Genomic DNA, 24,573 nt, shown 5'->3' on the forward strand with positions numbered 1-24,573 from the left:
GTCCTGGGCAGCAGCTGTACGCTTGCAGTTGGGCCCGCTGCGGCGGACGTGGATCTACTCGCGCTTCGATTTCTCGGTAGTGGCAGCCACATTGGCCGCCACCTTGCTAGCTGGCGTGGAAATCGGCCTAGTGACTGGGGTGGGATTAGCCCTGGTGTTGCACCTATACCGCAGTAGCCGTCCCCACATCGCTGTGGTGGGGCAAGTGCCGGGTACCGAGCATTTCCGCAACGTGCTGCGGCACCCGGTGCGCACCAGCGCACATGTGCTGGGACTGCGCATCGACGAAAGCCTGTATTTCGCCAATGTGCGCTACCTTGATGGCCGCATCCACCTCACGCACTATCAGGCCATCGCCAAACTGGCCCCTGAAAGCCTGGCTTGAGCCAGCCTTGGGTTGTTGTTTCACGGTGCGATAGCCACCGTGACGGCCACGATGAAGCCAAGACTGTGCACCATCCCTGCCAACACCTGGAAGTCGCTCCGCATCGACTGCGACTTCGATGTAGTCCAGTGAAGTTAGGTGCTGGAGCCTTGGTGAAATGAAAAAACCGCCACTCCGGATAAACCGGAGCAGCGGTTTTCTTGAACCCTGCAGATAGCGGATCAGGCGACCTTGGCAGCCTTGGCAGCGGCGCCAGCAGCTTCGGAAGCAGCCTGGAACGACGCATTGGCAGCAGCATGCACATTCTTCTCGGCAACTTCAGCAGCCTGCTTGGCAGCCTTGGAGAAGGTGTCATAGGCACCGTTGACCGAAGCCAGAGCCGACTTCAGCAGTGCCTGGGCATGCTCGGAGCCTGCCGGGGCATTCTTGCTCAGTTGCTCGACCAGCTCGGACACGAAGCGCTGTTGCTCTGCCACGCGGGCTTCAGCCTGGCGGGTCAGTTCGCCCTGCACCGAAGCGATGATGTCGTAAACCTGGCGGCTGTAGGCCAGCGCCTTGTCGGCGGAGGGCTGGGCCAGGCCGGACACCAGACCGGCGGCCTGTTGCGGATCCTTGACTTCCAGGGCACGCTGCGCCAGTTGTGCGGCTTCGTCCAGCGAGGCACGCACGGTCTTCAGGTTCAGTTCAACCAGCTTCTCGAAGCCGCCGAACAGGGATTGTTGGAAGTTGACGATGCTGTCAACAGCCGACTTTTGGCCGGCGGCGAATTGTTGCGGAATGGCGCTCATGCTTATCTCCTGGATTACCGTCTCTCCTGGCAGAGACGGAAAAGGTTGACCCTGGAATACGTGAATCTCAGCGAATCGTAGCGATAGGCAGCGCGCTTACCACACCTGCCGGCCTGATCAGCCGGTTGTTGCGCTGCACAAACTGAATTTTATACATTTCTTCATTAATGTCAACGACGTGGGCATGACCGAGTTGTTACAGCCTGGCTGCAAATTTTCGCCGTGCATCACGCAGCGCCAGCATTCACGCCACTTTCGCGCCAGTGGACCGTCACGCGGGCTGATTTTCTCCTTTTGAAAAAATCACTTACGCGTTCCGTCCAGGGACTGCGGGCAGAACCTGCCTGGTCGTTTTCAGCTGTGCTCAGGCTCGAAACCCAGCGCCGACGAAATGCTGTCCGCCGCCTGCACCAGCAAGTCCAGCCACTCGTCCTGCATGCGGCTCGCTGGCGAGGAAATGGACAGACCGGCGACCAGCTTGCCGCTGTCGTCACGTATTCCTGCGGCAATGCAGCAAACACCGGGCTCCAGTTCTTCGTTGTCTCGCGCATACCCGAGGCGCTTGACCTTGGCCAGCTCCTGCTCGAGCGCATCCACGCTGGTGATGCTGTTGCGCGTATTGCCCGCCAGCCCTGTACGCATCGCATAGGAACGCAGCTGCCGGCTGTCCACCATGGACAGGAACAACTTGCCGGTGGAAGTCAGGTGCAGCGGCGCCCGGCCGCCAATGGCACGCACGACCTGCATGCCGGAGCGTTCGCTCCAGGCGCGGTCGATGTAGACGATTTCATCGCCCTGCTGCACCGAAAGATTGATAGTCTGGCGTGTCAAGCGATGCAGATTGCGCATGGCAGCAATCGAGGCCTCGCGCACGTCCAGCCTGCCCTTGACGAGCGAGCCCAATTCCAGCAGGCGCATGCCGAGCTGGTACATGCCGCTATCGACACGTTCGACAAAGCGGCCTTGCACCAGATCATGCAGGATACGGTGCGCAGTCGACGGGTGCAGACCGGTGGCATGAGACAGGTCTTTCAGCGAGATAGGGTCTGGCTGGGCGGCCAGCGCATCGAGCAAGCGCATGGCGCGTTCCAGTACCTGAATGGCGATCCCGGACGATTCGGGCTGGGACGCCTGGTCTCCCGGCGACAGCTTGACTGAGGGTCGAGTCATTTTTCTTATCGGCAAAGACGTCCATGCAGCTGGAATAGCGCATGCGGCGGTGCAGCAATTTTTTTATTTTAATCTCATATCGTGAAAAAGTGCCATGCAAAATACAAGGATTTTCACGCGTACCCATGAATGCCGTTCATGGGTACGGAATGGCTGCTCTCAGGCCTGATGTGCTGCCGGCGCCTGCAGCAGCCCACCCAGCCGTACCACTTCGTCACGCAGGTAGGCCAGTGCCTGGGCCGCGGCTTCGGGCTCGCCCTTCACGCCCAGGTCGATATGCGGCATGGTGCCCTGGCCATCCCCAACCGTCGGCAGGCTGAAGGCACTGACACCGGGCCAGCGGCGTTCCACTTCTTCCATCGCGGGCGTGATGCGGGACTCCGGCATTTTGAAAACCAGGAACGAGTATTCGACGCGATTCTGCCGGTGCTGCAAATCAGCATAGCGGTAGTCCAGCGTCCATTCGATCATCGGCCATGCCATGACCGGAAAACCGGGCAGGAAGGTGTGGTCGTGGATGAAAAAACCGGGAATGCGGTTATACGGGTTGGGCACGATTTCCGCCCCTTCCGGGAAAACACCCATTTGCAGGCGCTGCTGGTTCTCCGGCGTGTTCATGTCTGCACTGCCCGAGCCCTTTTCGGCCATTTCGGCGCAGCGCTCGGTGATCAGGCGCACCGCTTCCGGGTGCAGCGCCAGGGGCACATCCAGCGCCCGGGCGGCCGCCTGGCGAGTCTTGTCATCCGGCGTGGCGCCTATGCCGCCGCAGGAAAATACGATGTCGCCACGGGCAAAGCTGCGCCGGTAGGCTTCGACCAGGGTATCGAAATCATCCGGCAGGAATTCCGCATGGGAAAGCGACAGGCCGCGCTCTCCCAGCAAGGCGATGACCTTGCTGAGGTGCTTGTCTTCGCGCCTGCCGGACAAAATTTCATCGCCGACGATAATCAGGGAAAAGCGCCGTGCCGGGAACTCTTGCGTCATATGTGCATCCGTGGGTTCAATCCAGGGCACACGCTGCGCATGCCCGCTGATGACTGCATATCATAGGCTCCTCACGCCGCCTTGACCATGCACCGATCCGGTGCGCAGGCGCGACAAACCTTCCATGCCATAGTGGCCGAAAACCAGTGCCGAATAGACCGGCAGCACCAGCCATGCGGGCGGCAGCAGGTTGAGCAGCGCGCAGATCAGGCCGGCATACCAGAACCCCTTGCCTTGCCGCTGCAACAGCAAGCGGCGCTCGTCCGGGCTGGCATGTTCGGCCAGTACATCGACGCGCATGAGGCGGGTAAAAGCAAAGGTCCACCAGAAGATGGACAGCACCATGCCTGCGGGCGGCAATAGCCAGAGCGGCAAGGTCACGACCCAGCCCACGCAGAAGACCGTCCCGACCCAGCAAGCGTTCCACAGGCTGAGCGCCCAACCATGCCGGCCTTTGCGTTGCAGGCCGGGGTAGCGCGTCTTTTCCAGGTGCGACATCACCATCGGGGTGATGAACACGGCGGCAATCAAAAGGCCCAGCAGGCCTGCCAGCGGCAACAGCAGCAAGGCGGCCAGCAGCGGCGTCAGCCAGACTTTCAACGAGAACAGGCCGATGCCCGTCAGCCAGGCGTCTGCGTTTTCCAGTGCCGACCAGCTCGATTGCTGCTGCATCAACCATTGGCTGACCGGTGTCCAGGCGAACCACACCAGCAACACCGCCCCTACCGCCATGATGATGAAAGGCAGCAGCAGCGCCAGCAGCATGCGCGGGTGCCATAACGACACCAATGCGCGCTGGAAGGCTTGCGCCAGCGCGGCCGGGCCTGCCGCCTCACGCGGAGAGGCGGCGGCTGGAGACTCGATGGGAAGGGACTGATGACGGTAGGGATCTGACATGATGGCTCCTGCCTGGCAAACTGCTGCCATTATCCCTGATCAGGGCACGGCTCTTCTGTCGCCCGCGCGCGCGCCGACACCCGTCGCGCCAGGGAAGCGTTGCCTGATGTTACGGCACGGCATTGTTACGGCACTGCGTCGTTATTGCACCGCATCGTTACGGCGCCACATGACCAGACTGCGAGCAAGACTCGCAACAGCGCGGCGTAACGCCCTAGGGCACGAGGGCGACAGTGGCCCACAGGACAGGCGACAGCGGCTAACGCTGCCATCCTGCCCGACGACCCCGCCGCCGGGCAGGATCGGAGAGGGCCGGCAGTGGATGGATGGCGCCTGTGGTTCAGGCTGCCAGCCATTCCCCTACCGGTGCGACGGAAACGCCGCGCATGCCGTGACGGTCCAGGGACTGGGCCACAAAGCCATCCAGCTTGCAGGATTCGATGAAGCCCTGCAGATAGGCCAGCGCCTCCTGCCCACGCGCCTGCGGCACGCCCATCGCTTGGGGAATGACCATGAAATGCCCCGGCAACAGGCGCAGCCCCGGTACGTGATCCCGATCTTTTTCCAGTTGCTGGCGCACGCCCGCCATGACCGGGTAGCCGGCTTCCAGGAAGATGTCGAGCACAGCCCGGGGGCTGGGCGCACGGACCAGGCGCGCATGCCTGAGCGTGCGTGACAGATGCAAGTCGTAGGCACTGCCCTGGCCAACAACCAGATCTATGCCCTCGGCATCAACATCCACATTGGCCTGCAGAGGAGAATCGCGCCGCACGGCGTAGCAGCCTTCGATCAGAACATAGGGGTCGGTAAACGCGATGCCGCTGCCACTGCGCTGGGGATCTATGGCAAAAAACCCGACATCGGCCTTGCCGCCGGATACCAGCGCCACCGATTCACGCGCGGCCTGGCAGGCGATGAGTTCCAGGGGCACGCCCAGCTCGCTGGCCAGGCGGCGAGCCAGGTCGACGGTCACGCCTTTGAGCGCGCCTTTGTCCGTGACCCCGGCCAGCACCGCATTGCCAAGGTTGATGGCGGCGCGCAGCGTGCCGCTGGGCGCCAGGACTGCTGCTTTTTTTTCTTTTTCCTGCACGGTCGTCTCCTTGCCAGGGCATGGAGGGCACGGGCTGCGCCGGTCCGCCCTGTCCTGCTGTCTCTTGGAAAGCCTGTTCCCGGATCACCGCAAGGTTACGATGCAATGCAACATGGCCCGTCGGTGATGAACCTATTCTTCCAGATTTTTCCGTATAGGCAAGCACTTTTTGTGCAGCGCGACAAAAATGCGGGAAAGTCCCCAGGAGCGACGCCAGCCGGACGTTCGTTCAGGGGCGGCGCATGAAAAATTTCGTTGCTTCTGATACTTCGAAGTAATCCCCCGGGCCGCCTCCGCGCAGGATCGGGCCGGGCAGCGCGGTCTGGTAAACCCCGTCGACCAGACAATGCCGCGAGATATGGGCCGAGACGACTTCGCCCAGCACCATCCAGGTATCCAGTTCCTGCCCTGCGGCGTTCGTCATGCGGAAATGCTGTGTCAGGCGACACTCCAGCGATACGGGGCTTTCCGCGACCCGGGGCGCGTCTACCAGGCGTCCGGTGAGCGGGGTCAGGCCGGCGAGTTCGAACTCGCGGACATCCTGCTCCAGGCTGGTCTGGTTCATTTTTTCAGCCAGCACACGGGTGGCGAGGTTCCAGGTAAACACCCCTGTTTCTATGGCGTTGCGCACGCTGTCCTTGTAGCCCACGCTGGAAAAGGCGATGACCGGTGGACGGTAATTGAACACATTGCAAAAGCTGTACGGCGCCAGGTTCAGCTTGCCTTCAGTGGAACGGGAGCCTATCCACCCGATCACACGAGGCCCGACGATGGCAGCAATAGGGTCGTGCTTGAGCCCATGGCCGTTGGCAGTTTCGTAATAGTGATAGTTGCGATCTTCCATTTTTCTGCTGCTTTCCACTGTTGTTCCATCCAAAACACCGGGAAACCCCGATGCCCACGCAAATACTTTACAACTAAAATAACCTTTTCACCATGGCCCGGCAGCGGGTCTGGTGCCGGCGGCGCGACAAGCCCCGGATTGCCAGGCCACCTTGCCCAGACAGGGACTTTCACCATGCAGACCATGCTCAGCCACTGGGAAGACCACGCCTACGGTGACCTGGACCAGGCACAGGCCGCCGTGAGCAATATGCTCAAGCCGCACCGCCTGTGCATGCAGCACACCGGGCAGGCCCTGGATACGCGCGTCCGTCACGCCGATTTTGGCCGCATTACGCTGAGCCGCCTGTGTTACGGCGCGGATGTACGCATCCAGCCTGAACACCTGGCCGGCTTTTATCTTGTGCAGATTCCCCTCTATGGCTCGGCCCAGGTACGTTGCGGCAACGAGGAAGTGGATTCCAACGTCCGCACGGCCACGCTGCTGAACCCCAACGAAGACATAGACATGCGCTGGCGCGGCGACAGCGACCAGGTCATGCTGAAGCTGGAGCGCAGCCTGGTCGAGGGCCTGGCCGCCGCCATGGACGGTACAGAGACGCCGCGCAGCGTCAGCTTTCCGGTACGTTTCGAAGCCCATGCCAGCGCACCCTGGAAGCGCATGATGCGCTACTTGCTGGATTGCGCCCACACCCAGGGCGAAGGCGCCGATTCCCCCTTGCTGCTGACGCAGATCGAACAACTGGCGGCTTCCACGCTGCTCAGTCTGCACCCGCACCGCCAGCTCGACGACAGCCCGGCCCTCACGCAGCGAATTCTGCCACGCCATATCAAGCGCGTGGAAACCTATTTGCAAGAGCATGCGCATGAAGCCGTGCGCGGCGAAGACCTGGCCCACTTTGCCGGCGTCAGCCTGCGCAGCCTGTATGCGGGCTTCCGCGAGTATTGCGGCATCAGCCCGATGCAGTATCTGCGCGGCATACGGCTGGAGCGGGCCCGCCGCGACCTGCTCGACCCGCATCAAGCCGATTCCGTTTCCACCATCGCGCTGCGCTGGGGCTTTTCCCACCTGGGCCGCTTCAGCGCCGAATATCGCCAACGCTTTGGTGAAACCCCCAGCGCCAGCCTGCAACGCCGCCATGCCTGAGCCCGTTCGCCGCTGCCCACGGCAACGACTGCTATCAGAATGATCGGTCCCGACAATGCAAAACACCCGCTGAAGTTCATCGGGTGCTCAGTCCGTAGCATCGCTACGGATACCGGTCCGGAGGTGTCAATCCAGGGCAGGACGGGTCACGGGCCGCCCCAAGACAAAAACACCCCTGGGGGCAGCACGCCGAAGGCGCAGCGTGGGGGCCCTATCTCTTGCCCATGATGCGTTTGGCCGCCAGATAGCCCGATTGTCCGCCCAGGCCGGGGCCGGGATGCACGGACGCGCCGATATGGTGCAGGTCTTTCACCGGCGTGCGGCCAGTGCGCGCTGCCTTGACCCCGGCAAACGGTCGCATCCAGAAGAACTGGTCCGGCGAACACACACCGGAATAAGGATCTCCCCCCACCAGATTGACATTCCAGGCTTCCAGGTCGGCCGGCGAGAACGCTTGGCGCGCCAGGATGGATTGGCCCAGCCCGGGCATCACAGTTTCCAGCCGGGCCTGAACGCGGTCGGCATAGGCTTCGCGGACGGCTTCATTCCAGCGTCCGTCTGCTGGAATGGCGATTTCCCCGGCAGCATCGCCGCGCAAGCGTGACGGTACGTCCTGCATCTGTACCCAGAGTATCCAGCCGCCTTCCGGCGCGCGCGTGACATCCACCGCCACCGGTTGCCCAACGGCAAGCGTAGGCCGCGCCGGCAGCCAGCCGTTATTGGCCTCGGTAACCGACAGGCAGACCTGCTCCAGGCTTTCCGTCACGTGCACCATCGGCACGTGACGCAGTTCGGGTTCACACCAATCCGGCAGACGGTCCAGCGTGAAATGCACCTGCATGCCGCCTCTCCCGTGACGAAAGCGTTTGGCCTGCTCCGCTGCCGCCCGGACTTCGGGAGCGCCATTCAGGAGCTGCCCGTACAGTTGCCCCGGTGTCACGTTGCAGACCACGCCACGCTTGGCGCGCAGCGTCTGGCCACCCGCCTGGACACCGACGGCTCGGCCGCGCTCCACCAGGACACGCTCGACATTCATGGAAGTTTGCACGGTGCCACCGGCCGCATTGATGATGTCGATGAACCCCTGGACCAAACGTGCGCCGCCTCCCTTGACGACGGGCATGCCGCCCGCCACCACGGCGGCGCAGGTCAGCTTGCCGATCAGGGCCGATGATGCCTCATCCGGCCCCAGGCCGCCATGCAACACCCACGGCGCCAGCATGGCGCGGTTGATCGTACCGTTCATCGAGCGGTCCGCCCAGCGCCGCAGGCTTTCCAGCGCTTCGGAACCGAAGGCCATCAGACCGTCCAGGCCGCGCTTGCGCCATTCGCCAAACAACAGCCTGGCTGTCGAAAAGCTGTAGGGGTCGTTACCCATCAGGCCGAATACCAGCCCGGCGTCGTCACCAAACATGCGCTGGGCCATGGCGGCAAAAGCGTCGCCGTCCCCGGCTGCCAAGGCATTCATGCGAGCCGCCGTATCGGCAATATCCTTGCGCAACGCCAGGCCCGGGCCACCCGGGATGGCCACGCCGGTGCTGTAGTCGCAGGAAACGAATTCCACGCCCGCCTGTTTCAGGGGTTCGGCAAGCTCGGCATAGGCAGCCCCGCCCATGAACAGCGGATACCAGCTCGACAGGACTTCATGGGTATAGCCGGGATACAGGCTTTCGGTGCGGATGCAGCCACCGGCCACGGGATTGCGTTCCAGCACCGTGACCGTCATGCCGCGCCGCGCCAGCAACGCCGCGCAGACCAGCGAATTCATGCCGCTGCCGACGACGATAATATCGGCGTCAGGATTCTTATTCATGCTTTGTCTCCTGTCCTTCCAGTTTGCAGCGCCCGCCCGGGTGCTGCGCAATATATGCAAACACCGGCCCAGGGGCCGGCGCTGCTTGCTGACGATGCGAAAAGCTCCTCAAGCCTCTCCCCCGGCCTGATACGGCACTGCGCCGCTGCGCGAACCGCAGGGACAGCAGCCAGGGGCAGCGTCGCCAGGGCCGCATGTGCCGCCCTGGCCGTTTGATTCACCCGGGAGCGCGTTCATGCCATGGCCAGCCGGGTGAAGCGTCCCTGGTGAAACACCGCGGGCGCATGACCATCGGCCTCATGGCGCAATACCCGCCCGATGAACAGCCGGTGGTCACCCCCTTCGTGGCTTTGATAATTCTCGCAGACAAAACGGGCGCTGCAGCCGTCGATCAGGGGAATCCCTTCCTCGCAATCCTGGTGAGCGGCCATGGCAAACTTGTCTTCCACCTTCGGATTGGCAAAGTTCAACGCCAACTCGGCCTGCGCCTCGCTCATGATGTTGATGGCGAAGTGATCGCAGTTCAGGAAAATATCCAGGCTGGGGGAATGGTTCACCAGGCTCCACAGAATCAGCGGAGGATCCAGCGACAGCGAGGAAAACGAGTTGATCGTCAGGCCGACCGGCCGCCCATCGGAACCACGCGTCGTAACGACCGCGACTCCGGTGGGGAAATGGCCCAGCGCCTGCCGAAATGCACGGCTGTCCAGCAGCACTGCCGGCTTTTCCTGGATGGAAGACATAGACATGGTGTTTCTCCTTCAGGCAGCAATGCGTCCGGTGGCGCAATCACTGATCAGTTTTTCCGCTGCGGCCATATCCGTCCAGGCCGGGAAATAGCGCGGCGGATGATTGAAGCCATTGGCCAGGAAATGCGCCAGCGCGGGATGCGCCTGCGCGCCCATCAGCAGGCTCAGGGCCGAAGGTTGCGGCGGCGCCAGCATGGAGTTGGTCCATTCCACCACCTTGCCGGCATAATCCCAGTAGGTTTCGAAGACCTGTTCCATCCAGGCACGGTCATAGGCCTGCTCGCCACGTGCCAGAATGGCATCGAGATAGACTTTGGCGGCCTTGGCAGCATTGTTGGAGCCCTGGCCGGTAATCGGGTCGTTGACCACCACCGCGTCGCCCATGCCCAGCACCATGCGGCCCGACGGCAAGGTCAGCACCGGCTTGCGCACAGTCGGAGGGAAAGCGCCGGACAAATAGCCCATGCTGTCAGTCAACTCGACATTGCGGGCGCGCTCGGCTTCCCAGGGCAGAAAGGTGCGCAGGAAATCCAGGCTGCGTTCCAGGTGGTCGGCCGGGCCTTGTACATCACGCCAGCGGTCCAGCGGGCCGCCCGGCACGCCTTCGAATACCATGATGTCGCAAGGGCCTGAGAGCGTCAGTGACGGAAACACAAAGTACTCGCCCACGCCCGGCACAAAATTGAAGGACACGCGCGAGTAGTCGGGCGTCGGCTTCAGGCCATGCACGTAGGTCAGCGCCAGCGCGCGCTGCGGCTTGTCATAGGGGGAACGGCTGGCATCCCGCTCGAACAGCTTCACGACCTCGCCCTTGCCTGCCGCGAGGATGGTGAGATCGTGCTCGGCGCTGATACGCTCCAGTTCGGCGACGCCCACGTCCTCGATCACCAGGTTGCCGCCGCGGCGGGCGAATTCCTCAAGCCAGGCGGGCATCTTCACGCGCTGGTCGACGGCCTGCGCCACGCGATCCAGGCGTGCGCTCCAGTCCACCGCCTTGCGGCCGGGGTGTTCAGGGTCGGGCAGTGCAAAGCCAATGCCCTCCACGGGAGGACAGTCCGCCGCCCAATGATCTATGCCCAGGCCTGCTTCCACGTCCAGCGCATTGGCGAACATGCACTGGCTGGACATCACCCGGCCATTGCGGATGTCGTCCGGCGTACGGTTCGTATAGACGGAAACTTCGTAGCCCCGCTGCAGCAGCCCGAATGCCACGGGCATGCCCGCCTGGCCACCGCCGATGATTGCAACTTTGCGCATTGTCTTCTCCTGATGTTTTTTTTGGCCAGATCACGGACGAACTGGCCCTATCCGCGCCGCCGCCAGCGGCACGGAGCCTGACTGCTCAACTTGTGATGGTGCTTGGCGAATGGCCCGCGCCACACCGATGGGAAAAAGGTTCAGCCTGCCAGCAAGGGGATGGCCGGCTTGCCCTGCTCCGGCCCCATGGCCGAGTAACCACCATCGACGGCGTAATCAGCGCCGGTGACGAAGGACGCGGCGTCGGACAACAGGAAGGCCACGACTTCGCCAACTTCGGCCGGATTGCCGACCCGGCCCAGCATGTGGAACGGCGCGGCCACGCGATCCGTCTTGGCGCGGTCGCCGCCGCTGAGTTCATCCATGACGCGAGACCAGATCCAGCCCGGCGACACTGAATTCACGCGGATACCGTCTGCCGCAAAATCCAGGGCCATATTGCGCGTGGCCTGCAGCAGTGCCGCCTTGGACACCGGGTAGAGCCAGCGCCCGGTCTGCGCGGCCTTGGAGGAAATGGACGTGAAATTGACGATCGCGCCGCCCTGCTGGCGCTGCAGGTATGGACGCACCGCCAGTGCCGCCTGGATGGCGCTGACGACGTTGACGTCCAGCGCCTTGAGCCAGTCCGAACGGTTCGACGCCGGGCCGTCATCCAGATACGTACACGCCAGATTGACCAGGCCATCGACCCGGCCGAAATGGCTGGCCACTGCTGCCATGCCTGCCTGCAAGGCGGCGTCGTCCGTGATGTCCACCTGGTGGAACACCGCACGCGCCGCATCGTTGCCGGCAGCACGCCGGCCGCCTTCGGCGTCGATATCGAAAATTGCCACACGGGCACCATAGCCCAACAGAACTTCCGCCACGCCCGCGCCGATGCGCGTTGCGCCGCCCGTCACCAGATACACCTTGTCTTGCAAACCTTTCATGTCTGTCTCCTGTTATGTCGTGCCTGCTGCCGGTTGCCCGCAAGGACATCGGGGTTCGCCCCCCGCCGGCAGCGCTTTTCCGCCTGTGGTTTCCATGCTAGAAGCGAGCGGCGCCGCCTGCTATCCACCCTGTGCAGCCAGCATCCGTTTCGTGCATAAAAATGAGTCTGCATGCGGCTTTCCAGGGGAAACCCCTAGACCAAGGGGGCATTTTTGTCTTGGGGCAGCCCGGCAAAAAAAGCGCCCCCACGCTGCGCCTTCGGCTTGCTGCCCCCCGAGGGGGCATTTTTGTCTTGGGGCGGCCCGGCGACAAAAAACAGGCCCCAGAAAGGGCCTGCCGGTACGCTTCCGTGCGGTGTTACCGATCTCAGAATGGCAGCGATGCCTTGAGCATGAACGCACTGCCTTCCGGGCGGCTGCGTACGCCCATTTCAGTCTGCCATTTGGCGGTGATCATGAAACCCTTGTCGTTGGCGTAGCGCAGGCTCGGACCAAAGGCGAAGGCGCGAGCCTTGCCCGGGCCGGCATTGGGGCCGTGGTCGTCGCCTAACTGGCGATACCAGTAGCCGCCCACGCCGGTCACCAGGCCGTTGCCCCAACCCCAACCCACGGCATAGTCCACATGCAGGGCATTGCCCGAGCGGGTGTCGGTGTCATTGTTTTCCATGTTCACATCAAACATGAACTTCGTGTCTATATTCAGGCCTGTGGGCTGCATGTAGGTCACCGCCGCGACCGGCTGGAAGGCCCAGTAGTTACGCCCCAGATTGGCCGAATCTTCCTTGCGGTAGCGGCCGGTCGGTGCATAGACGTCCAGGCCCAGCACATAGTGCAGGCGCTCGCTGGGGTGGTAACCCAGCGCCGGCCCGAATACGATGTCGCCCAACCCGCTCTTGCGCTGGCTCTCGCCCATGGCTTCGGCCTTGACGGTCAGCAACGGGGCAATGACGTGAAAGGCAAGCTGGCCGCCCATTACCTTCTGCTCCGTCACCCAGATCAGGCGCGGAGCAATCACGCCGACATTGACCTTGAAACCGGGGATGGGAATCTGGTCCCCCGAGGCATCCCTTACCTTGTCATAGTGCAGCGCGCCGGCATAGGACAGCCAGTGCACGCCGGGGGGCGGCAAGGCGCCCGACATGAAATTTTCCAGTCCATCGGCATAGACGGGCAAGCCGCCGCCTTCCGTGGCGTTGGCCGCTCCGCCCGCCAGGGCGCCACAGAACAGGCCCAATACGGCCAATCGCATCCCTGCCTGTTTTCCTTTGTTCCGCATGCTGTATGTCTCCGGTTGTTGTCTTTGGCCGCCCGCCTGCTGCGGGTCGGTACGGCCTGTGTCGCGCGCCAGCCCCATGCCTGGTGACGGGCTCCGGCCTGGGCCGCCTGCCGGTAGGGGCACGGCGGCTGCGCCTGTTTTTTTGTTCAGGCCGATGGCGGCAATGCTAGAAAAGCGCCCTGGCGGCAGCTATCCATTTCGCGCAGGCATCATCCATTTCGCGCAAGGAAATCACGTTTCAAGGGAAAACCCCGGGCGTTGCGCCGGCAGGCGCAGGCGCGGTTCGCCTGCGCCATCAGGGCATACGCCTAATGGTTTCCCATCATGCCCAGATAGATATGTTGATAAATAAAATATTCAATATGGAATTAAATCCATCACGGGCGTGAAGCACCCCGGCTAGCCGGTGTCCTGGCATGCACGACGCAGTTCTTCCCCAGCGGTTTTCACGGAATCTCGCATCATGAGCAAAAAACACGTCGCCCTCACGCTGGCCGCCACCCTGCTGGCCTGTCACTCCCTGGCTGTCCAGGCTGCCGAAACCACCCTGAAGGCCGTCAGTGCCTTCAATACCGACACCTTCTTCACCGACCGCTTCAAGGTATTCGTCGACAAGGTCAATGAAGACGGCAAAGGCATCCTGCAGATCCAGATGATCGGCGGGCCGGAAGCCATCCCGACCTTCGAGGTCGGCAACGCCGTGCGCGCCGGGGTGGTCGATCTGGCCAATAGTTCTGCCGTGTTCCACGCCAACATGGTGCCCGAAGCCCTGGCCATGACGCTGACGGACAAAACCATCCAGGAATTGCGGGCCAACGGCGGCCATGCGCTGATGGACCAGATCCACCGCGAAAAGGCCAACATGCTGTGGCTGGCACGCCTGACCGACGGTTTGCAGTACCACATCTACAGCAACAAGCCCGTCAATAGCGTCCAGGATCTCAAGGGCCTGAAACTGCGCAGCGTGCCGACCTATCTGGCGTTCTTCCGTGCCGTCAACGCATCGGCGCTGCAGATTCCACCCGGCGAGGTCTATACCGCGCTGGAGCGCGGCGTGGTGGACGGCTATGGCTGGCCTTCGGTGGGCGTGCTGGACCTGGGCTGGCAGGAAAAGACCAAATACCGCATCGAACCTGGTTTCTATAACGTCGAAGTCAGCCTGTTCATGAACCAGAAAAGCTGGGACAAGCTCGATGACGCGCAAAAGAACTTCCTGAAGGAAAAGGTGGAATGGGTTGAGTCCCTGAATAAGGAAGACCTGACCCTGGCGATCCAGGAAAAAGAACGCCAGGCCCAGGCCGGCGTGCAGACCATCACCCTGCCGGAAGCGGAAGCACAGGCCATGCGTGCGGTGGCCTACAAGGCTGGCTGGGACGGTATTGCCAAGACAGGCTCACGCCACGCGGTGGAAATCGAACGCTTGTTCGGGCACGGCGACAGCCAGCCCTGAACACGCAACCCCAGCACGCGGCCCCAGCGGGCCGCACCAATAAAACACACCAGTACGCCTCTCCGGCACGCGCCGTCTTCAGGCGTACTGGCACGGCTGGCGCGCCTGCCCCCCCACTCACCCGTTCACCTGTTTCCCCGTGCAGGCCATCGCGCTGCCGTTGCTACCCCAAAGAGGGCTCCTTATGCACACCCCTGCCATAGACCGCCAGGAGCCGCCGCGCTCGCCACTGGCCCATGCCTACCTGCTGCTCATGTCCGCCTGCGGCGCGGTCGGCGCACTGACCTTCGGCCTGATGGCCCTGCTCATCGGCTGCGACGTCATCCTGCGCAACCTCGGCCTGAACTGGCTGCCTTCCAGCGTGGAAATCTCGGAATACATGCTGATGATCGCTACCTTCGTGGCGGCCCCCTGGCTGCTGTACCAGGGCGGCCACATCCGCATCGACGTCCTGGTCTCCAAGATGCCGCGCCTGACGGCCCAGCTTTGCGAAGTGCTGTGTAATTTCGTCGGCGCGGTCGTCTGCGCGGTGCTGGCCTGGCAATCGCTGCTGGTGGCGCTGGATGCCGCCGCCCAGGGCAACCTGGTCTTCAAGGAAATCATCTTTCCCGAGTGGTGGCTGAACCTGCCGCTGCTGTTCGGCGCCACACTGCTCTGCATCGAATTCCTGCGGCGCCTTTACCTGTCCCTGCAAGCACTGCGCCATCAGGGAAACTGATCATGGACTGGTATTACGCACTGGCCCTTATGCTGGGCACACTATTTTTCTTCATGGCTATCGGCGCACCGGTGGTCTTCTCCTTCCTGGCCGTCAACCTGATCGGCGCCTTTACCTTCCTGGGCGGTGAAATCGGCCTGGGCCAATGGGTACGCAACACCACCTCATCGCTGGTCAGTTTTTCCCTCACGCCCATCCCGCTGTTCGTCCTCATGGGCGAAGTGCTGTTTCATACCGGGCTGGCTTTCAAGGCCATTGATTCCATTGAAAAAGCCATAGACAAGGTCCCCGGCAAACTTTCCATCGTCAGCATCCTGGGCGGCACCACATTCGCCACCCTGTCAGGCTCTTCTATCGCCAATACCGCGATGATGGGCGGCGTGATGATGCCGGAAATGATGCGGCGCGGCTATCACCCCACCATGTCCATGGGGCCTATCATGGCAGTAGGTGGCATCGCCATGCTGATTCCACCGTCGGCACTGGCCGTCATGCTGGGCAGCCTGGCCGGAATTTCCATCGAACGGCTGCTGATTGGCGGCATCCTGCCCGGTATGCTGATGGCTATCGGCTTTCTCGGCTACGTTATCATCCGCAGCCGCCTGCGCCCGCAGGATGCGCCCCCGTCGGATAAGGACGGCACCAGTCTGTCCGGCATGCAGAAATGGCTGCCCTTCGTCAAGAACGTGCTGCCTTTGCTGGGTATTTTCATCGCCGTGGTGGGTTCCATGCTGGCCGGCTGGGCCTCGCCAACGGAATCCGCCGCCATTGGCGTGCTGGCCTCGGTGCTGGCCACCTTCTGCTACCGCGCCTTCTCATTGCAGGCGCTGTGGAAGAGCCTGATCGAAACCACCAAAGTTTCGGTGGTGATCCTGTTCATTCTGGCCGCCTCGACCACCTTCGCGCAGCTGCTGAGCTTCTCCGGCGCCAGCACGGGCTTCCTGGGCCTGATCAAGGAAATGAACCTCTCGCCTGCGATACTGGTCATCTGCATGCTGCTGGTCCTGCTGGTGATCGGCACCGTGCTGGATCAGATCAGCATGATGATGATCACCCTTCCCTTTTTCATGCCGCTGGCCCTGGCCGCCGGCGTGGATACGGTCTGGCTGGGCGTGATGATGTTGATCGCGCTCGAAATCGGCCTGCTGACGCCGCCTTTCGGCTTGCTGTTGATCGTCATGCAAAGTGTGGTGCCGCCGTCGATACGGTTACCGCAGATCTACCGCGCAGCCGTGCCTTTCCTGGTGATAGAGATCGTCGTCCTTGCCAGTGTCTTCCTGCTGCCCGGCATCGCCACCGGGCTGCCCAACCTCATCAACTAGCGCCTAAACCATGAAAATCGCCATCATCGGCGCAGGCGCGATGGGCAGCCTCTTCGGAGGCCTGCTCGCCCGCACCTGCCAGCCCATCCTTTACGACCTCAACCAGGCCCACGTCGACGCCATGCGTGCACATGGCCTGCGCATGAGTTTCTCCGGCCAGGACGAAATCGCCGAGGTTACCGCCACCAGCGATCCCTCCGCCGTACCCGCAATGGATGCCGTCATCCTGTTCGTCAAATCACCCCACACTCGAGCTGCCCTGCTCGATGGTCTGCAGCGGGCCATCACGCCGGACACCCAGGTCATCAGCCTGCAGAACGGTCTGGGCAATATCGAAGTGATGCGCGAATTGCTTGCGCCAGCCCAGATTGTCCAGGGGTTCAGCACGCTGACCAGCGACCTTGTCGGCCCAGGCCACATCCACGTCACCTGCGACCTCAACCTGCACACGGCGATGTGGCCCTTGACCCACCAGCCCGATGCGCGCCTGCAGGAACTTTGCCAGCTGATGAACCAGGCCGGGCTGCAAACCGTGATTTCCGACCAGGTGGAACGGGACGTCTGGATGAAACTGCTGGTCAATGCCTCGCTCAACAGCCTGTGCGCCATCACCCGCCAGAACGTCGGGCATGTGGTGGACCATCCCGGCACCCGGCGGATTCTGGAAAGCATCGTCTATGAAACCGCCGATATCGCCAATGCCAAGGGACTGGGCATTTCCCGGCAGGCTGCCTTGCAGCATGTCCTGCATGTCGCCGAGAAAACCAGGGGCCACGTCCCTTCCATGGCAACGGACGTCTTCAACCGGCGCCCTACTGAAATAGAAGCCATCAACGGCGCCATCGTGCGCGCCGGGCAGGCACTGCACATTCCGGCACCAGCGACGGAATGGGCGGCGCATCTGGTACGCTGCCTGGAAAACTACGACCACTGGGCCGCCTAGACCCGGCCCGGGCTTTCCTCATTCACCACGGACTCGCTTTCCATGCCTTATCTCCTGCAAGTCGACTTTCCTTATCCCGGCCCCTGGGGAGCAGCCATGACTGCCGCCATGACCGATCTGGCTGCCTCCATCGCCACCGAACCCGGCCTAATCTGGAAAATCTGGACGGAAAGCCCGGACACTGGAGAAGCGGGCGGCATCTATCTATTCGAGGACCAGAATAGCGCCCAGGCCTACCTGGACATGCATGCGGCCCGGCTGCGTTCCTTCGGTATCGCGCAGGTGAATGCAAAGATATTCGCCGTCAATCCCGGCTTGTCCTTGCTGGATCGGGCGCCGATCTGAAGCACCGGATCTAAAATGCATGATCTGCCCCTATCCGGCAGCCTTCAGTCCCGGGGCTGCCGGATTTTCGCGAGCATCAGCAACAGTACGCAAACCAGCACGGCCGCCACCAGGTTGTAGCGCATGCCGGCAACGAAGGCCGCCGCATACTGGCCGGCTGTTCCACCCAAGGTATGATCAGCGGCCAGCGCGGCGCCAAACAGCATGCCTACCACCGCCACTCCCAGCGCCGCACCCAGCTGCTGGACGGTTGAGATCACTCCTGCCGCCATGCCGGCCTGGGCTGCGTCGACAAACCCCAGCACCAGGTTCAACAAGGGCGTCATGATGAGCCCCTGCCCCGCGCCAAGCACCACCAGCACCGGGATCAGCCAGGCCGGCGCCAGGGCGGCACCAGCCTGGCCCACCTGCAACACCAGCACACCGATGGCCATGGCATACACCAGCGCCCCGGCAGCTATGGCTGGCGTTCCCCAGCGAGCGACCAGCCTTGGGGCAGCCAGCGATGCCAGCACGAAGCCCACGCTGCAAGGCGCGAAGATGCTGCCCGCCACGAAAGGGTCCAGGCCCAGCCCGTTTTGCACCAGTAACGCAAAACACAGGAAAAATGAACTGGCCGTGGAATAGATCAGCAACACCAGTAATGCGCCCAGCGCAAAGCGGCGCTGCCCCAGCAGCCGCATGTCCACCAATGGCAACCCGCCCGCCTCCCGGCGCCATTCCTGTTGCCGATGGAACAACAGCAGCAATGCCACGGCAAGCGCGAACGAAAGCAGGCTCCAGGCCGGCCAGTGCTGCGCCGGCCCTTCGATAAGCGGCACCAGCAGCAATGTCAGCCCTGCGCTCACCAGTACGACCCCGCCCCAGTCCAGCGAGGGGCGTTGCGCAGCGCGGGACTCGGGAATGAAGCGGGCTGTTGCAATGGCAAAGACACCGATGGGGATATTGATGAGAAAAATATTGCGCCAACCCAAACCGAACAGATCGGCATGCACCAGCCATCCGCCCAACACCTGCCCTGCAATGGCTGCCAGACCCAGGGTCATACCCAACAGGCCAAAGGCGCGGCGGCTGTCATCGCCCTCGAAGTTGACTCGGATAGAGGCATAAACCTGAGGAAACAGCAGTGCGGCTGCCAGCCCCTGCAGCACCCGTGCACCGATCAGGAATGCAGCGTCCGGCGCCAGGCCGCACAGGGCTGAAGCCAGGGTGAAGCTCACCATGCCCGCAATGAAAAGACGACGGCGCCCAAACAGGTCCCCCAGGCGCCCGCCAGTGATCAGCAGAACACCAAATGCCAGTTCGTAGCCTGCCACGACAAAGCCGATCTGAGCCAGGCTTGCCCCTAGCCCGGACTGCATGGCGGGAATGGCGACGTTGACCACAAACAGGTCGAAAATAGTGACAAAGCCCGCCAGCAACAGCACGGCCAACCCCAGCCAGGGAGGACCATCGGCGGCACGTGCCGGTGAAGCAGGCCAAGAGGTATCCGAGTTCATCTTGCGTATCCAGTAATATGAAACGCCATTCTCGGATGCTTTTTAAGCCATTACAATTTAACCATTTATACTATTACTTATAGTGATGGTCAGCCTGCTGACTGTCAGTGCAGCCTTCCCGCCATTCACCGGAACCACGAATGCGAACCCTGGAACGAACCCGTACCGACCTGGCTGCCTTCCTGCGCGCCCACCGCGAACGTCTGACACCCGCCGATGTCGGCCTGCCCAGTGGGGCGCGCCGCCGTACGCCCGGGCTCAGGCGCGAAGAAGTCGCAGCGCTGGCCGGGGTCGGGCTCACCTGGTATACCTGGCTGGAACAAGGCCGCGACATCGGTGTGTCTGCCAATTTCCTGGACAATCTGGCCCGGGTACTGAAACTGGACGCAGCCGAACGCCGCCACCTGTTCCTGCTGGCCCATGAACGGCCGCCCGCGGAACCCGGAAAAACCTGGTGCGTGCTGCCGCCACTGGTAGGACGCCTGATGCACGACCTGCCCCATCCGGCTTTCGTACTGAATCTTCGTTGGGATGTCTTGGGTTTCAATGCGCCGGCCGATGTGCTATTCGGTTTCGGCCGCCATACGCCGGAGCGGCGCAATCTGCTGTGGCTGCTGTTTGCTGACCCGCTGCTGCAGGCCCGCCTCGTCGATTGGACAACGCAGGCGCCATTGATGCTGTCAAGTTTCCGCCGTGACTATGTCCGCGCCACCCGGGATGCCGATACCACCGGCCTGGTGGACGAACTGGAAAGAATATCGCCGGATTTCAAGACCTGGTGGCAACAGCACGATGTGCATGCGCCTTGCGATGGCGTGCGTACCTGGATGCTGGATGGCAAGGCCGAAGCCTATGAACACACCATGCTGACCATCGACGCCGACCGGCATCTGAGGCTGGTCGTCTATGCCCGCCAACGGGAGACGGCGGCTTCGGTCCCGACATCAGGTCTGCCATCAGGGACGCTATCCAAGCCGGCACCCCGCATGCCATCAGCGTTGTCTTCAGCGCAAGCTGGCTGCGAATAAAAAACAGGCCGTATGTGTGAACGGCCCCTGAAGGCTGGTGATGTTTTCAACTTTCAGGGGGCCGTTCATAGGTCTGGCCTGTTTTTCCGGGTTGCAGCCAGATCAGGAACCGGATTTTTCCGCTTTTTCCTTTTCCAGCTCGGCAATCTGCTCGCGATAGTATTGCAGCGCCGCCTTGCCATCCACGCCTTTTTTGTCTGCCGTGGCAATCCAGTCGTCCTCGATGGATTGCAGGCGTCCGCGCAAGGCTTCCAGTTCCGCGCCTTCCAGCTTGGTGGTCTTCAGCCCTGCCTCGGCCAGGCGCTTGATGGACTGCTGCTCGGATTCGTTCCACTTGCCGCCAAACGCGCGGGCGATATGTTCACCCGACAGTTTTTCGATGGCTGCGCGGTCCGCTTCCGACAAGCGGTTCCATTTGCGCTCGTTCATGAACATGTACTGGCTGCTCTTGCCAAAGCCGCCCGGCGCCTGCAGGGCACTGCGGATCAGGCGGTCGAGCTTGAAGTTCTCGATCTGGTCGTACTGGAAGTACATTCCGTCGATCACGCCGCGCGACAGCATTTCATAGCTTTCCGAAGCCGGCGCATTGACCGTCACGAAGTTGAGTTTCTGGCCGATGGTATCGAACAGCGGGCTGGGGGAACGCAGTTTCAGCCCCCTGAGCGAATCCAGCCCGTCCAGCGACTCCTTGGTCGTAAAGATGACCGTGGCCGGGCTGGTCCAGAGCCCCAGCAGCTTGACCCCCCGGTGCTCACCGGCATCCTTCATGAACTTGTCATAGGTACGCCAGTAGGCCACCGAATTGACCTCGCCGTCTTCGGTGGTCAGGGGCAGTTCGGCAAATTCGATCAGCGGGAAACGGTTGGCGGTATAGCTGTGCACCGACATGCCCATGTCCGCCACGCCGTTGCGCACCAGATCCAGGTGGGCGGGCGGCTTGCCCAGCGCATTGATGAACTCGACTTTCACCCGGCCTTCGGTTGCCTGTTCGACATCCGCCGCCCAGGGAATCAGCATTTCCTGGACGATGTAGTGCGTGGGCGGCAACCAGTTGGAAAAACGCAGGACTTCCTGGGCGACGGCACCGCGCAGCGGGGCAAAGGCGGCCGCCAGGGAGACCGCGCCCAGACAGAGGATTTTGGATAGCTTCATGGCTTTCTCCAGAGGGGGAAGGACACATGCTTGCGCATGCGGAAACAGAAATCGTCGGGGGTCAGCCCATGCTGTTGGGCAGGGCCAGGATGATCCACGGCACCAGGATCAGGATCAGCAGCCGCGTGATGTCGGCCAGCACGAAGGGGATGGCGCCACGTATCAGCGTGCCCAGGCCGATCTCGGGCATGATGTTCTTGATCATGAACAGGTTCAGCCCCAGCGGCGGCGTGATCAGGCTGATTTCCGCCGCCACGACCACGATGATGCCGAACCAGATCAGGTCGTAGCCCAGCCCGGCCACTACCGGAAAGAAGATGGGCACTGTCAGCAGTACCATGGACATGGTTTCCAGGAAGCACCCCAGCACCAGGTAGATCAGGCAAATGGCCAGGATCACCACCAGCGGCGGCACGTCCATGCCCTGTACCCAGTCCTGCAATCCGGCAGGCAGGCCAGCCACATTGAGGAAGTTGTTGAAGGCCAGCGCCCCGATCACCAGCGCGAACATCACCGCTGTCGTCTGCGCCGCCTCGATCAGGACGGTGAGATACAGGCGCGGCTTCCAGCCACGGCGGTAGAGCGTCATCAGAAACGTGCCGAATGCACCGACCCCTGCCGCTTCCGTGGGGGTGAACACGCCACCGTAGATGCCGCCCATGATGCCCACGAAAAGAACGGTAATGGTGATGACGCCTTTGGCCGCCGACAGGCGTTCGCGCCAGGAGGTGCGTTCACCCGGCTTGCCCAGCGCCGGGTTGATGGCCGTGATGATGACGATGGTGAGCAGGTACATCAGGATGGCCAGGATACCGGGCAGGAAACCGGCGGCGAACAGCTTGCCAATGTCCGTGTCGGTCAGGATGCCGTACACCACCATCATGACGCTGGGCGGGATCAGGATACCCAGCGTGCCGCCGGCGGCGATACTGCCCGTGGCCAGCCTGTCGTCGTACTGGTAGCGCCGCATCGCAGGCATGGCCACGCGCCCCATGGCTGCGGCCGTCGCCATGCTGGACCCGCACAACGCGCTGAAGGCGCCACAGGCCAGGATGGTTGCCATCGCCAGCCCGCCACGGAAATGTCCGATGAACGCATAGGCCGCACGGTACAAGTCGTTAGACAGGCCAGAAGCATTGACCAGGTTGCCCATCAGGATGAACAGCGGCAGCACGGTGAAGCTGTAGCTCATGACGGTATCGAAACTGAGCTGCGCCGCCATGGACAGCGCCGCTTCCAGGCCGGCAAAATAGCTGAAGCCAAGTACGCCTACCAGCATCATGCCCCAGGCGATAGGCAGGCCGATGAACAGGCAGATCAGAAGGGCCAGCAGCCCGATCAGGGATATGAGCATCTCAGGCTCCCTTTTGAGTTTCAGCGTCCGCCAGGCGGAAGAAGAACGGCCGCAGCAGCGCCGCCAGTGCAGCCAACGCGGTCAGCGCGGCAATCAACCAGGCCAGCGGCGCCAGCGGCAGGTCGAGCGCATTGCTGCGGTCGCCGAACTCCGCCATGCCGCTGGCATGCAGGTACAGCTGCCAGGCCAGCACCGCCAGGATGCCCCCGGACACCCAGTCCAGCAGCCCTTGCTTGAAGCAGCGCGCCCGCGCGGACAACAATCCGTCCACCATGGATACCGTCAGATGCGTACCGTGCCAGGTCACGCGCGGCAAGGCGGTGAACACCAGCACGCCCAGCAGCAACTCATTGCCTTCGTAGGCGCCGTGCAAGGGGGAATGGAAGAAATAGCGGCCGACCACGTCTACTGTGGTGACCATCATCATGATGAACAGCAGTGTGCCCGCCACCCCATCCAGAATGGCCTCCAGCACCCTGGCCGGCCCCCTGGAGCGGGCGACAGCCACCACGGGCAAGTCAGTGTCTTGCATAAGAACTCCTTTGTCTCCAGCGCCTGCCGTGCTCTTTCCGGCACGGTCGATCCGCTGCTTGTCTCTTTTTCATGCCGGACCGGCCAGTGCCACCCCTGGGGCGGGGCCGCGATCGCCAGCTCAGATCCGGTTTTTCTTCTTATTGCAAAGGCACCATTCAGATCACCAGCGTGCCCACGCTGGCTCCACCACAGACATACAGCACCTGCCCGGTCACGAAACCATTGGCGCGGTCGCCAAAAAACATGACTGCACGCGCCACGTCATCGGGACGGCCCAGGCGCTGAACTGGAATCGACGCGGCGATCTTGCGCTCACGCTCGCTGCCAGCTTCGACGACATCGTGGAACATGTCGGTCTGCACCGGTCCCGGCGCCACGACATTCACCGTAATGCCATTGCCTGCCAGCTCCAGCGCCCAGGTACGCGCCATGCCTATCATCCCGGCCTTGGTCGCGGAGTAGGCCGTGCGCGTCTGCAGGCCCAGCGCGCCGCGCGAAGACATCAGCACCACCCTGCCCCAGCCGCGTTCGCGCATGCCCGGCAGAATCGCCTGCATGATGTCTATGGCTGCCCCCAGGTGCAATTGCGTCAGCCCCTGCAACTCTGCCTGGGTGACGTCGCCCAGCAACTTGGGCCAGATCACGCCAGCGTTATGCACGAAATGCGTCACCGGGTGCTGGCCGGCCACCGCCTGCGCCGCCTGCTGCGTAGCCTGCGGGTCCAGCAAATCCACCTGCACGCTGCGCAACCTTGTATGGCGCCATTCCGGCGCACGCCGCGCCAGCGATATCACTTCATAGCCGGCATCCAGCATCTGGCGGCAGATCTCCGCGCCTATCCCGGCACTACCCCCAGTCACCACTGCTATATTTCGCTCGCTCATGATTCTTCCTTGTTTG

24 protein-coding genes are annotated in these 24,573 nt (G+C 62.5%); 8 read left to right on the forward strand and 16 right to left on the reverse strand.

From position 1 onward, the window contains the following. Positions 1-22: 22 nt before the first annotated feature. Positions 23-385 (forward strand): hypothetical protein, encoded by a 363-nt coding sequence (locus tag ACEW7X_RS09660; RefSeq protein WP_068369787.1) that lies wholly within the window; start codon positions 23-25, stop codon positions 383-385. 221 nt (positions 386-606) lie between these two features. Here ACEW7X_RS09660 and phaP read toward each other — a convergent pair whose 3' ends face one another. The 6 genes from phaP to ACEW7X_RS09690 all read right to left on the reverse strand — a co-directional run bounded on the left by phaP (position 607) and on the right by ACEW7X_RS09690 (position 6,158). Next, entirely contained in the window at positions 607-1,173 is a 567-nt protein-coding gene (gene phaP, locus ACEW7X_RS09665; RefSeq protein ID WP_068369790.1) for a TIGR01841 family phasin, read from the reverse strand. Between the two features lie 354 nt (positions 1,174-1,527). Further along, positions 1,528-2,343, reverse strand: coding sequence for an IclR family transcriptional regulator (locus ACEW7X_RS09670; protein ID WP_068369793.1), 816 nt, complete (start codon positions 2,341-2,343; stop codon positions 1,528-1,530). 159 nt (positions 2,344-2,502) lie between these two features. Continuing rightward, the gene (locus ACEW7X_RS09675) at positions 2,503-3,327 is read right to left on the reverse strand and encodes a competence/damage-inducible protein A (protein ID WP_068369796.1); all 825 of its coding nucleotides are present in this window, start codon (positions 3,325-3,327) and stop codon (positions 2,503-2,505) included. Positions 3,328-3,387: 60 nt separating this feature from the next. Beyond that, positions 3,388-4,224: an EI24 domain-containing protein gene (locus ACEW7X_RS09680; protein WP_068369800.1), complete on the reverse strand. Its 837-nt coding sequence runs from the start codon at positions 4,222-4,224 to the stop codon at positions 3,388-3,390. 340 nt (positions 4,225-4,564) lie between these two features. Further along, on the reverse strand, positions 4,565-5,314 hold the full coding sequence (locus tag ACEW7X_RS09685) for a transporter substrate-binding domain-containing protein (protein WP_068369804.1): 750 nt from the start codon (positions 5,312-5,314) through the stop codon (positions 4,565-4,567). A gap of 229 nt (positions 5,315-5,543) precedes the next feature. Next, positions 5,544-6,158: a flavin reductase family protein gene (locus tag ACEW7X_RS09690; RefSeq protein ID WP_420177143.1), complete on the reverse strand. Its 615-nt coding sequence runs from the start codon at positions 6,156-6,158 to the stop codon at positions 5,544-5,546. 174 nt (positions 6,159-6,332) lie between these two features. On the opposite strand from ACEW7X_RS09690, the gene ACEW7X_RS09695 reads away from it, so the two are divergent. Next, entirely contained in the window at positions 6,333-7,304 is a 972-nt protein-coding gene (locus ACEW7X_RS09695) for an AraC family transcriptional regulator (RefSeq protein WP_134838490.1), read from the forward strand. A gap of 211 nt (positions 7,305-7,515) precedes the next feature. Here ACEW7X_RS09695 and ACEW7X_RS09700 read toward each other — a convergent pair whose 3' ends face one another. The 5 genes from ACEW7X_RS09700 to ACEW7X_RS09720 all read right to left on the reverse strand — a co-directional run bounded on the left by ACEW7X_RS09700 (position 7,516) and on the right by ACEW7X_RS09720 (position 13,301). Next, positions 7,516-9,117, reverse strand: a complete 1,602-nt coding sequence (locus tag ACEW7X_RS09700) for a phytoene desaturase family protein (protein WP_134838491.1) — start codon at positions 9,115-9,117, stop codon at positions 7,516-7,518. Positions 9,118-9,350: 233 nt separating this feature from the next. Then, positions 9,351-9,866, reverse strand: a complete 516-nt coding sequence (locus ACEW7X_RS09705; RefSeq protein ID WP_238591339.1) for a flavin reductase family protein — start codon at positions 9,864-9,866, stop codon at positions 9,351-9,353. Between the two features lie 12 nt (positions 9,867-9,878). Next, entirely contained in the window at positions 9,879-11,123 is a 1,245-nt protein-coding gene (locus tag ACEW7X_RS09710) for a styrene monooxygenase/indole monooxygenase family protein (protein ID WP_127774476.1), read from the reverse strand. Positions 11,124-11,263: 140 nt separating this feature from the next. Continuing rightward, positions 11,264-12,052 (reverse strand): SDR family oxidoreductase, encoded by a 789-nt coding sequence (locus ACEW7X_RS09715; protein WP_068369820.1) that lies wholly within the window; start codon positions 12,050-12,052, stop codon positions 11,264-11,266. 367 nt (positions 12,053-12,419) lie between these two features. After that, on the reverse strand, positions 12,420-13,301 hold the full coding sequence (locus ACEW7X_RS09720) for a SphA family protein (protein ID WP_420177144.1): 882 nt from the start codon (positions 13,299-13,301) through the stop codon (positions 12,420-12,422). 490 nt (positions 13,302-13,791) lie between these two features. On the opposite strand from ACEW7X_RS09720, the gene dctP reads away from it, so the two are divergent. The 5 genes from dctP to ACEW7X_RS09745 all read left to right on the forward strand — a co-directional run bounded on the left by dctP (position 13,792) and on the right by ACEW7X_RS09745 (position 18,106). Continuing rightward, positions 13,792-14,778, forward strand: coding sequence for a TRAP transporter substrate-binding protein DctP (dctP, locus tag ACEW7X_RS09725; RefSeq protein ID WP_068369822.1), 987 nt, complete (start codon positions 13,792-13,794; stop codon positions 14,776-14,778). A gap of 184 nt (positions 14,779-14,962) precedes the next feature. After that, positions 14,963-15,496 carry a TRAP transporter small permease gene (locus ACEW7X_RS09730; RefSeq protein WP_420177145.1) on the forward strand — a complete coding sequence of 178 codons (534 nt, stop codon included), beginning with the start codon at positions 14,963-14,965 and terminating at the stop codon, positions 15,494-15,496. A 2-nt stretch (positions 15,497-15,498) separates the two neighbouring features. Then, positions 15,499-16,818: a TRAP transporter large permease gene (locus tag ACEW7X_RS09735; protein ID WP_130487458.1), complete on the forward strand. Its 1,320-nt coding sequence runs from the start codon at positions 15,499-15,501 to the stop codon at positions 16,816-16,818. Between the two features lie 10 nt (positions 16,819-16,828). Further along, complete coding sequence (locus ACEW7X_RS09740) at positions 16,829-17,761, forward strand: ketopantoate reductase family protein (RefSeq protein WP_130487457.1); 933 nt, start codon at positions 16,829-16,831, stop codon at positions 17,759-17,761. 42 nt (positions 17,762-17,803) lie between these two features. Next, complete coding sequence (locus ACEW7X_RS09745; protein ID WP_127774483.1) at positions 17,804-18,106, forward strand: monooxygenase; 303 nt, start codon at positions 17,804-17,806, stop codon at positions 18,104-18,106. A gap of 44 nt (positions 18,107-18,150) precedes the next feature. Here ACEW7X_RS09745 and ACEW7X_RS09750 read toward each other — a convergent pair whose 3' ends face one another. Then, positions 18,151-19,605 (reverse strand): MFS transporter, encoded by a 1,455-nt coding sequence (locus tag ACEW7X_RS09750; protein WP_420177146.1) that lies wholly within the window; start codon positions 19,603-19,605, stop codon positions 18,151-18,153. Positions 19,606-19,745: 140 nt separating this feature from the next. On the opposite strand from ACEW7X_RS09750, the gene ACEW7X_RS09755 reads away from it, so the two are divergent. Next, a complete protein-coding gene (locus tag ACEW7X_RS09755; RefSeq protein WP_420177147.1) occupies positions 19,746-20,633 on the forward strand; it encodes a helix-turn-helix transcriptional regulator in 888 nt (295 codons plus the stop codon). 102 nt (positions 20,634-20,735) lie between these two features. Here ACEW7X_RS09755 and ACEW7X_RS09760 read toward each other — a convergent pair whose 3' ends face one another. From ACEW7X_RS09760 to ACEW7X_RS09775, 4 genes are all read right to left on the reverse strand, one after another. Further along, positions 20,736-21,785: a TRAP transporter substrate-binding protein gene (locus ACEW7X_RS09760; RefSeq protein WP_130487453.1), complete on the reverse strand. Its 1,050-nt coding sequence runs from the start codon at positions 21,783-21,785 to the stop codon at positions 20,736-20,738. A 61-nt stretch (positions 21,786-21,846) separates the two neighbouring features. Then, on the reverse strand, positions 21,847-23,139 hold the full coding sequence (locus tag ACEW7X_RS09765; RefSeq protein WP_068369842.1) for a TRAP transporter large permease: 1,293 nt from the start codon (positions 23,137-23,139) through the stop codon (positions 21,847-21,849). A gap of 1 nt (position 23,140) precedes the next feature. Next, positions 23,141-23,671, reverse strand: coding sequence for a TRAP transporter small permease (locus ACEW7X_RS09770; protein WP_083969540.1), 531 nt, complete (start codon positions 23,669-23,671; stop codon positions 23,141-23,143). A 157-nt stretch (positions 23,672-23,828) separates the two neighbouring features. Beyond that, positions 23,829-24,557, reverse strand: a complete 729-nt coding sequence (locus tag ACEW7X_RS09775) for an SDR family oxidoreductase (protein WP_253595421.1) — start codon at positions 24,555-24,557, stop codon at positions 23,829-23,831. Positions 24,558-24,573 lie beyond the last annotated feature (16 nt).

Source organism: Kerstersia gyiorum (genome assembly GCF_048595715.1).
GTDB classification, from domain to species: Bacteria; Pseudomonadota; Gammaproteobacteria; order Burkholderiales; family Burkholderiaceae_B; genus Kerstersia; species Kerstersia gyiorum.

What these genes read in the sequence shown, in the direction of transcription:
- ACEW7X_RS09765 (WP_068369842.1), bottom strand. Translation starts at nt 23,139, where the DNA reads ATGCTCATATCCCTGATCGGGCTGCTGGCCCTTCTGATCTGCCTGTTC.
- ACEW7X_RS09680 (WP_068369800.1), bottom strand. Translation starts at nt 4,224, where the DNA reads ATGTCAGATCCCTACCGTCATCAGTCCCTTCCCATCGAGTCTCCAGCC.
- ACEW7X_RS09755 (WP_420177147.1), top strand. Translation starts at nt 19,746, where the DNA reads ATGCGAACCCTGGAACGAACCCGTACCGACCTGGCTGCCTTCCTGCGC.
- ACEW7X_RS09770 (WP_083969540.1), bottom strand. Translation starts at nt 23,671, where the DNA reads ATGCAAGACACTGACTTGCCCGTGGTGGCTGTCGCCCGCTCCAGGGGG.
- ACEW7X_RS09700 (WP_134838491.1), bottom strand. Translation starts at nt 9,117, where the DNA reads ATGAATAAGAATCCTGACGCCGATATTATCGTCGTCGGCAGCGGCATG.
- ACEW7X_RS09715 (WP_068369820.1), bottom strand. Translation starts at nt 12,052, where the DNA reads ATGAAAGGTTTGCAAGACAAGGTGTATCTGGTGACGGGCGGCGCAACG.
- ACEW7X_RS09745 (WP_127774483.1), top strand. Translation starts at nt 17,804, where the DNA reads ATGCCTTATCTCCTGCAAGTCGACTTTCCTTATCCCGGCCCCTGGGGA.
- ACEW7X_RS09750 (WP_420177146.1), bottom strand. Translation starts at nt 19,605, where the DNA reads ATGAACTCGGATACCTCTTGGCCTGCTTCACCGGCACGTGCCGCCGAT.
- ACEW7X_RS09735 (WP_130487458.1), top strand. Translation starts at nt 15,499, where the DNA reads ATGGACTGGTATTACGCACTGGCCCTTATGCTGGGCACACTATTTTTC.
- ACEW7X_RS09740 (WP_130487457.1), top strand. Translation starts at nt 16,829, where the DNA reads ATGAAAATCGCCATCATCGGCGCAGGCGCGATGGGCAGCCTCTTCGGA.
- ACEW7X_RS09690 (WP_420177143.1), bottom strand. Translation starts at nt 6,158, where the DNA reads ATGGAAGATCGCAACTATCACTATTACGAAACTGCCAACGGCCATGGG.
- ACEW7X_RS09775 (WP_253595421.1), bottom strand. Translation starts at nt 24,557, where the DNA reads ATGAGCGAGCGAAATATAGCAGTGGTGACTGGGGGTAGTGCCGGGATA.
- ACEW7X_RS09720 (WP_420177144.1), bottom strand. Translation starts at nt 13,301, where the DNA reads ATGCGATTGGCCGTATTGGGCCTGTTCTGTGGCGCCCTGGCGGGCGGA.
- ACEW7X_RS09695 (WP_134838490.1), top strand. Translation starts at nt 6,333, where the DNA reads ATGCAGACCATGCTCAGCCACTGGGAAGACCACGCCTACGGTGACCTG.
- ACEW7X_RS09710 (WP_127774476.1), bottom strand. Translation starts at nt 11,123, where the DNA reads ATGCGCAAAGTTGCAATCATCGGCGGTGGCCAGGCGGGCATGCCCGTG.
- ACEW7X_RS09670 (WP_068369793.1), bottom strand. Translation starts at nt 2,343, where the DNA reads ATGACTCGACCCTCAGTCAAGCTGTCGCCGGGAGACCAGGCGTCCCAG.
- ACEW7X_RS09705 (WP_238591339.1), bottom strand. Translation starts at nt 9,866, where the DNA reads ATGTCTATGTCTTCCATCCAGGAAAAGCCGGCAGTGCTGCTGGACAGC.
- phaP (WP_068369790.1), bottom strand. Translation starts at nt 1,173, where the DNA reads ATGAGCGCCATTCCGCAACAATTCGCCGCCGGCCAAAAGTCGGCTGTT.
- ACEW7X_RS09760 (WP_130487453.1), bottom strand. Translation starts at nt 21,785, where the DNA reads ATGAAGCTATCCAAAATCCTCTGTCTGGGCGCGGTCTCCCTGGCGGCC.
- dctP (WP_068369822.1), top strand. Translation starts at nt 13,792, where the DNA reads ATGAGCAAAAAACACGTCGCCCTCACGCTGGCCGCCACCCTGCTGGCC.
- ACEW7X_RS09730 (WP_420177145.1), top strand. Translation starts at nt 14,963, where the DNA reads ATGCACACCCCTGCCATAGACCGCCAGGAGCCGCCGCGCTCGCCACTG.
- ACEW7X_RS09675 (WP_068369796.1), bottom strand. Translation starts at nt 3,327, where the DNA reads ATGACGCAAGAGTTCCCGGCACGGCGCTTTTCCCTGATTATCGTCGGC.